The sequence below is a fragment of the Phycicoccus jejuensis genome (genome assembly GCF_000720925.1).
GTDB lineage: Bacteria > Actinomycetota > Actinomycetes > Actinomycetales > Dermatophilaceae > Phycicoccus > Phycicoccus jejuensis.
Window position 1 is genome coordinate 1 of record NZ_JOEE01000019.1, and the last position, 6820, is coordinate 6820.

The window sequence follows — 6820 nt, forward strand, 5'->3', positions numbered from 1 at the left end:
TACCGCACCCCGATCGAGCACGAACTACTCTCCGAGAAGACACCCCAACCCGCCTGAGACTCACCACCGAATCTGGAAACCAGGCTGTAGGGCAGGTCATGGTGTCAACCGAACCTTCAGCAGTCCCCACCAACGAGATGATGTCTTGGCGGGCTTGCCTGCCGGTGGCAGTGTCGGGGGAGGCGAGCAGCAGCGCCTGCTGTCTTCGCCAGTCGGCGCGCTGCTCGGCGGTGGAGCCCGGCCCGTAACCGCGGGTCGGGTCATCCAGCGCAGCGGCGGCGTCGATGAGTGCTGCGTCGCTCAACCGCCGTGCCTCGAACTCGATGCGGCGCTCGACCGCCGCGTCCACCCATGAGTGCACTTCGGGTAGGAAGCCGAGCGCGAGCGTTGCGCCTCGCTCACCTTCCTTTGCCCGCCGCAGCGCTGCCGCGGCGACCCCGGCTGCCGCGAGGTCCCGTGTGAGCTCATGCTGTGCGCCCTGGCTCAGGAGGCCCGACGAACTCACCCCGGCAGCGCAGACAAAGCAGAGGAGCGTGAAGGTGAGGAGAAGGCCGACAGCCGCCGCGAGCGGCGAGAACGAGGCCCAGAACACCAATCGCCGGCTGGTGACCGTCCACGCTGTCATCGCCGCGCTGACCACAACCACAGCCACGGCCGGGTGATAGGTCACCGTGCCCTCCTTACGCCGGTATGCGAGAGGTACGTGCGGCGAGCATTTGCCGGAAACCCGTGCCCGGAACTGCGCCCCTGTGAGCACCGTTGGACGCAGCGGTCACGCCCAACCCTTCAGTCCCAGGTGTCCCTCAGCCATCGTGCGGCGCGAGCGCTGAAGCCGCGCCAGGCTCGTGGCCGGCTCGTGACGTCCACGACCAGCAGCTCGTCGTCGCCGTCCATGAGAGAGGCCAGCTGATCGCGGATCTGGGAGGTGCTCAGGCTCGTGCGAACCACCCAGGTCGAGTCGAGGTGCCGCCACCACGGGCCAAGCCCCTTGATGGCGTCGATCAGCTCGTCGTACTCCTGGTGAGGTCGGTTCAGGTCGTAGCAGATGAGCTTGGTGGCCACGGCAGGCGCTCCAGTGAGGTGGGTAGTGGGTGAGGATTCCTCTGCCCGGGCCGCCCCCTTCCCGCGGTCCGGGCGGGTGTCCCCGGGGCTACCAACAGGTGGCGCACACCGCTCCTTGGCCTCCCGTGGGCTTGGGGTCGGCCTGAGCGGCGACGGGGGCGGCGCAGGCGAGTGCCAAGGCGACCACCGCGATGAGAAGTCGACGTGCGGGCATGACGATAGAACCTTTCGGGCAGCGAGAGTAAGACCGACGAAAGGTGCGCTTGCACAGCGCGATTCGTGGCGTAGCACCATGGTTTTCCGCGCTGCGCATCGGACGGAAGAGCCTCGCGGTGTCAACATGTAGCCATGGCCGCACCAGGACCGACGTCACACACGGCACGCCAAGGAGACATCCCCGAGCCGCTCGCGCTGACAAATGACCTGCTCGCCGTCTACCGACAGGTCCTGAGCGGGCGGGTGCGGGGACCGCTGGCCGGCCAGGAGGCCGCCGGGGGGGAGGAGCGCGTGCAGCGAGCCGTCGATGCGCTCATCGACCACGGTTTGGTGGAGGTGGCGGCAGACGTGGGCGACTCCTCCGTGCGTCTGCGAGCGACCAACCCCGTGGTGAGGTTGGCGGAGATGGTCGCCGCGCGAGAGAGAGGACTGCGCGACCACGAGCGTGAGGTTGAGCAGCTGCGGGTGATGGCGACCACCTTGGTCAACGAGTTCCAAGCCGACCGGGAGCGGCGAGCGGTCACGGTGCTCGAGCACCTCACGGAGCCAGCCGAGATCGTCGCCCGCCTCGAGGAGCTGTACGCACACGGAGATCGTGAGCTGCGCATCTTCGTGACCAACCGTCAACAGGCTGAGGCCCTGGAGCAGGCGAAGGCCTCGGACCTGGACCTGCTTCGACGCGGGATCCGGGTGCGGCTGCTGTGCCTGGAGTCGCTGTTGAACGATCGTGCTCATCTGGAATACATGCTGTGGTACACGTCGCAGGGGGCCGAGATCCGGCTGGTACCCACGCTCCCGCTACGAATGATCCTCCAGGACGAACGGGTCGCGGTGGTGGCGGCCGATGGTGAAGACCCGTCACAGGGTGCGCTGATCCTGCGAGGGCACGGCATCGTGCGGGCGCTCGGGGCGCTGTTTGAGCGCTACTGGGAGAGCGGGTACTCCTACGCCAGCGATCGAGGCGCTGCACCTGCCACGTCCAGCTCCGAACTGACACCGGCGCAGGCAGAGATCGTCGCGATGATGGCTCGGGGCTCCAAGGACGATGCGATCGCGCGTCAGCTCGGGGTATCGGTGCGCACCGTGCGGCGCATGACCTCCGAGCTGGTTGCCCGGTTGGGAGTCGACTCGCGCTTCGCTTTCGGCGTGGAGGCGGTCCGGCGGGGGTGGGTCCCGGGGGGCCCCGCCAGCTGAAAGCGCAGACCCGGTACGTGGGCACGATCGCGTGTGTAGCGTGCCGCCCATGAGCTCGAGGGACCTGTTCGAGGACGCCACGCCCGAGGAGGGAGCCTCAGGGGAGACGACCGTCGATGCTTGGGATGGACCGTTGCCGCACGGACTCACCCAGGAGCAGGTGCGGGGTCTCGTCGCTGCCATGCCGGCGATCGTCGACGCGCTGCGGCCGGCTTGGGAGGCGCAGTCCGAGCTGGCGAGACGAGCCGCGCGAGCCATCGCGCCCGCGCTAGTCCAGTTCGGCCGTGCCGCGCGCCTGGCCGCCGAAAGCGTCAGTCCGCTGGTGGAGTACGTGGCACACGTCGAGCGGGCTCGTCCGGAGAACTGGCGCTCGGTCTGGGACTACCCCCGACTGGCTCAACTGGCGCGTGAGGGCTACCCGATCATGTGGGTCCCCGACAGTGCCACTCTGGGGCAGATGCTGGATGCACCACCTGCGCAGCGCACACAGGTCCTCATCGACAATGCTTCGCGGGTCCTGCAGCACGCTGACGACGTGCTCTCCCAAGTCACACATGGTGACCTGGTGGCGTACGCAGATGTGATGCGCCAAGCCGTCCGTTGCGTGCAAACGGCGCCGGCCCCGGCTCAGGCGCTCTCGTTGCAGGTCGCGACCGTCGCCGGAATCGAGGCGGTCAACGCGCGCGGCGTCGGTGACCTCTACCGCTACCTCGAGGACTTGGCCGACATCACAGACGCGCGCCAAGTCGAGCGTCTCGCAACCGCTTTGAGCGTTCTGTGCCTCCAGCGGGCACTCACCCGGTGGAACCCGGGGGACTCCGTCCCATCTACTCCGAACCGACACAACGTCTCTCACGCTGTCGATCCGCAGCAGTACTCGCCCGCCAACGCGATCTGGTCTGTCCTGCTGGCCGTGAGCGTACTTCGTCAGCTTCAAGAGGAGCGGAGGCAGTTTGCGGCGCAGACGGATTCAGGATGAACTCGCGGCAGGGATCGTGAGCGCCTCTGCGCCGCTCTAGCGGCGGGCTACTCGTGACCTCCTCATCGAGGTTCGCCCGAAATTCACGAGGGGCACCACGGCCAAGCGCGAAAGACGGGGGGGGGGGGCTCGTAACGGACAGCAGCGCCCTGGGGCGAGTGGTCCTCAAGAGCACCGGCTGGGACTTGGCGCGAACCTGCACGAGGGATGAGATGCGACCGCAAGGGGTGTCGCTCGACGACGGACGCGGCTCAGACGACACAGGGCGGATATGGCTGAGAAGCGCGTGACGCAGCAGTTCTCGAGCTCGAATCGCGCTTGCTCGGGTCAGCTCCGCCTCGCGGCGTAGCGAGGGCGCAACGTCCAACGGTTAGTTCGGCGCCGACGACGAACGTCGCCGACCGCCGGTACGCCGCGCCGCAGCGACCCAAGGTGCCAGGTCGGTACGCATCCTCGCCGCATTGGTGTGGGTCAGGTCAATGGCGTAGCTCACGCCGTCGAGGCCGAAGGTGAGCGTCTCCTCAGCGTCCGACACGCCGTCGGTGTCATCGACCAGCCAAGTGCGAACTTCACGTGCCACCGATGGTCCTCTCGTTCGGAGTGTGACCAAGAGACGCTACCAGCGCGGCGAGCGCTGCAGCAGCGGTGGCCATGGGTGATCGCCGAGCTCGAGTCGTAGGCGGTCACGCGCAGGATGGACGTGCGCGACCTGTCGTCGTCTCAAGGCGCTGTTTGGCCCGCGCCACCTGCCGACCTCGCCGGCGTCCCGGCACGAGCGGAGCGCGGACGTTGAGCGCGGCCATCTGTTTGCACGAGCGGCATCGCCGATTTAGGTCTTCCATGGCTGATTGACACGGCAAAACGAACTCGCACCGTGCACGTCATGACAGCAACAGCGCAGCGCGCCATCGTGACCCAGACCCTCTGCTGCCCCGGGTGCGGAGAGTCCGAAGCGCTCAGCAACGTCCAGGAGACCGAGCGCGTGACCCGCTACGGCGTGATCGGGCGTGACCAGCACGGCCTTCTCGTGTTCGACGAGGGGGTGGTCACCGCCGAGGTGTACCTCGTCAACGTCCTGGAGTGCGACGTGTGCGGGTGGCAGGACCTCCAGCAGGGGTGGGATCAGCGCATCTAGGCCAACGTTGCGAGGGTCCCTCGGTCGCCGACCGCGCCAGCGGTGTCGAGAAAGCGGCAAGTGGCAATACGGACTACCGCCGAAAGAGATTCGGGATCGCGCAACCAAGTGCTGCGCTCGGCACGCCCGACGGGGCGTGCCGAGCGCACCTGCCACTCAGCTGTAGAAGTCCTTGATGGGAGAGCACTTGTAGGAGAAGTACGCCTCGATCCAGCACAGCTCGCCCTCGAGGGGAGTGTCCTCGACCCAGATCAAGGCGCACTGGTCACTGCCACCGTTGGAGGAGTAGCACTTCACGTGGGTACCGCCCTTGTTGCCCGCACGCCAGACATCAATGACCGCGCCGCGGTTGTACTGGTCGACACCGTCATTGACCCGCGACTCCGTCACGTATACCCGGTTGGCGGCGTCATCGAAACTGGCCCGGGCTCTGAGTGCCCCGCCGTCGCTGACCGACCAGGACTGGTCGCTGGCCTGAGCCGGCACGGCGAAGGCGACTCCGGCAAGGACAGCTACGGCCCCGGCCAAGACGCCTCGGGTGCGGCGGCGCGTCGCGACCGGCCTGCTCATGCGTTGCTCTGGTCGACGTTGGTGCACACGCCCTCGTTGCTGATGATGAACGAGGACACCTTGTTCTTCAGTGCGTCACCGAAGTTGTCTTTCGCGCCATCAGCCACGACCCGGTAAGCGCCGTCGACGTCGCAGTTTCGGAAATTGAAGAAGATCACCGTGTTGCCGCTGCGGTTGTGGAAGGAGGCAGCGTTGTCCTCGACCTGGACGAGCCATCCGGAGGCTCCCACCGGTCCGTCGTTGAACAGCTCGTTGGACAGGTTCGCGTCACTGACCCTGAAGTCGGCGCGCGCCCCGGAGTAGCCGCTGTTGAACCACAGGCACACCCTGTCCGTCGGACAGTAGTTCTGCGTCCCCGAGGCGCTGGCGGCGGGTGCTGCCGCAACGATGCTTGCAGCCGCGGCGAGCGTTCCGATCCCTGCGATGACCTTGTGCTGGTTTCTCATTCGACTCTCCCTACGTCAGGCTTGACCGTGGTGAGGAACCCTCGAGCTCGGCATGATTCCCCCACGTAGCCGCTCGTGAGCTGGCGGCCGGGTGCAGCCTGCTCTTGGCCCAGCTCGTTCGCAACCGGAGAAACGGCCACGTCCTCTACTGGCCAGGACCCGGCCATCCGTGCCCGACCGGCAGAAGCAGTCGCCGCTCTCTGTCAAGAGTGGACATCGGCACAGAATCGTTGCGAGGCAGAGGATTTGGATCGCAGTTGTTCGCGCACGATGTGGGCGGGGGTGCACCGGCGTCACGTAGTCGTGGCAGGGGACGTGAGCACCCACCTGCGGCAGAGGTGCAGCTTGCTGCAACAAGGGCTGGCCCGCGTGTCCAACTTTTCGTGATGTCGAAGACCGTTAGGTTCCGCCGTGGGGGCCACGACGTGCGCGCCCTTCCCTCCCGCATGCGCCCAGGGGTGTCTTGGGCCAACGACGACAGGAGCTTTAACGATGAACATGAAGAAGGTCGCTTCCGCTGCGGCGGTGGCTGTGGCGGTCTCTGCATCGGCCGTGATGGTGGCGGCGCCAGCGAGTGCGGCCGATCAGAAGGTCTTCTCCTCGAGCGGAAAGTCGTACGGCTGGTACGACGATGGCAACGACCAGTTCGTGACTTGCGACCTGGCGAGCAACGATGGCGATGGCACCTGGGGTCAGGTCGTCGTGGAGCTCGGAGGGTGGATTCCTCAAAGGACCGTGTTCAACGGCTGCGAGACCATCTCGGGCATCCCCGACGGGCACCAGATCGAGATCACGGTGTGCGACTGGGTCTGGCGTGCGGCTACTCAGCAGCGCGGCACTGCCAACTGCACGGTCCGGTGGGTCGCCTCCTGAGCGGACGTGCCTAGAAGGCTGCCCCGGCGTCGTCGCCGGGGCAGCCCAGCAGGGGCCAAGGCGGCGTGCTGCTCCGCAAGCCGGCTCGAAGGATGCTCTCTGTGCGGGGTTGGTCCTCAATGCTCCACCCCGCTCGCGCGGCGCCGCTGGAGCGGGCCTTCTAGGTGTACTCGGCCGGGACGTTGGTGACGCGTAGGCGTTGACGAGGAGGAGAACCTCCGGGTGAGGTGTGGATTGTCTAGGTCATACACCGCCCGGAGGTTCTCGTGGCCCACGCTAACGCTCGTCTGAATGTTCATGGTCGTCGTCTTCTGGTGGACCGGGTCCGTCGCCAGGGGTGGGCGG

9 protein-coding genes are annotated in these 6820 nt (G+C 66.8%); 4 read left to right on the plus strand and 5 right to left on the minus strand.

Features of this window, described 5'->3' with window-relative positions:
- Positions 1–670, minus strand: a 670-nt coding sequence (locus tag IG69_RS20585) for a hypothetical protein (RefSeq protein ID WP_036830654.1), incomplete at its 3' end; no start/stop codon positions are given.
- 116 nt (positions 671–786) lie between these two features.
- On the minus strand, positions 787–1062 hold the full coding sequence (locus IG69_RS0119215) for a hypothetical protein (protein ID WP_030529782.1): 276 nt from the start codon (positions 1060–1062) through the stop codon (positions 787–789).
- 348 nt (positions 1063–1410) lie between these two features.
- Here IG69_RS0119215 and IG69_RS21360 point away from each other — a divergent pair, with 348 nt between their 5' ends.
- Complete coding sequence (locus IG69_RS21360) at positions 1411–2472, plus strand: helix-turn-helix transcriptional regulator (protein ID WP_084696940.1); 1062 nt, start codon at positions 1411–1413, stop codon at positions 2470–2472.
- A 49-nt stretch (positions 2473–2521) separates the two neighbouring features.
- On the plus strand, positions 2522–3451 hold the full coding sequence (locus IG69_RS0119225; protein ID WP_030529784.1) for a hypothetical protein: 930 nt from the start codon (positions 2522–2524) through the stop codon (positions 3449–3451).
- A 370-nt stretch (positions 3452–3821) separates the two neighbouring features.
- On the opposite strand, the gene IG69_RS0119230 is transcribed toward IG69_RS0119225, so the two are convergent.
- Positions 3822–4031, minus strand: a complete 210-nt coding sequence (locus IG69_RS0119230) for an Lsr2 dimerization domain-containing protein (RefSeq protein WP_030529785.1) — start codon at positions 4029–4031, stop codon at positions 3822–3824.
- 303 nt (positions 4032–4334) lie between these two features.
- Here IG69_RS0119230 and IG69_RS0119235 point away from each other — a divergent pair, with 303 nt between their 5' ends.
- On the plus strand, positions 4335–4586 hold the full coding sequence (locus tag IG69_RS0119235; RefSeq protein WP_157577737.1) for a hypothetical protein: 252 nt from the start codon (positions 4335–4337) through the stop codon (positions 4584–4586).
- Between the two features lie 156 nt (positions 4587–4742).
- Here IG69_RS0119235 and IG69_RS0119240 read toward each other — a convergent pair whose 3' ends face one another.
- Together IG69_RS0119240 and IG69_RS0119245 are read right to left on the minus strand one after the other, a co-directional pair.
- Entirely contained in the window at positions 4743–5156 is a 414-nt protein-coding gene (locus tag IG69_RS0119240; RefSeq protein WP_030529787.1) for a hypothetical protein, read from the minus strand.
- Positions 5153–5602 (minus strand): peptidase inhibitor family I36 protein, encoded by a 450-nt coding sequence (locus tag IG69_RS0119245; protein ID WP_030529788.1) that lies wholly within the window; start codon positions 5600–5602, stop codon positions 5153–5155. The genes IG69_RS0119240 and IG69_RS0119245 overlap by 4 nt, the downstream gene beginning before the upstream one ends.
- A gap of 492 nt (positions 5603–6094) precedes the next feature.
- Here IG69_RS0119245 and IG69_RS0119250 point away from each other — a divergent pair, with 492 nt between their 5' ends.
- Positions 6095–6475, plus strand: a complete 381-nt coding sequence (locus IG69_RS0119250) for a hypothetical protein (protein WP_030529789.1) — start codon at positions 6095–6097, stop codon at positions 6473–6475.
- Positions 6476–6820: the final 345 nt, after the last annotated feature.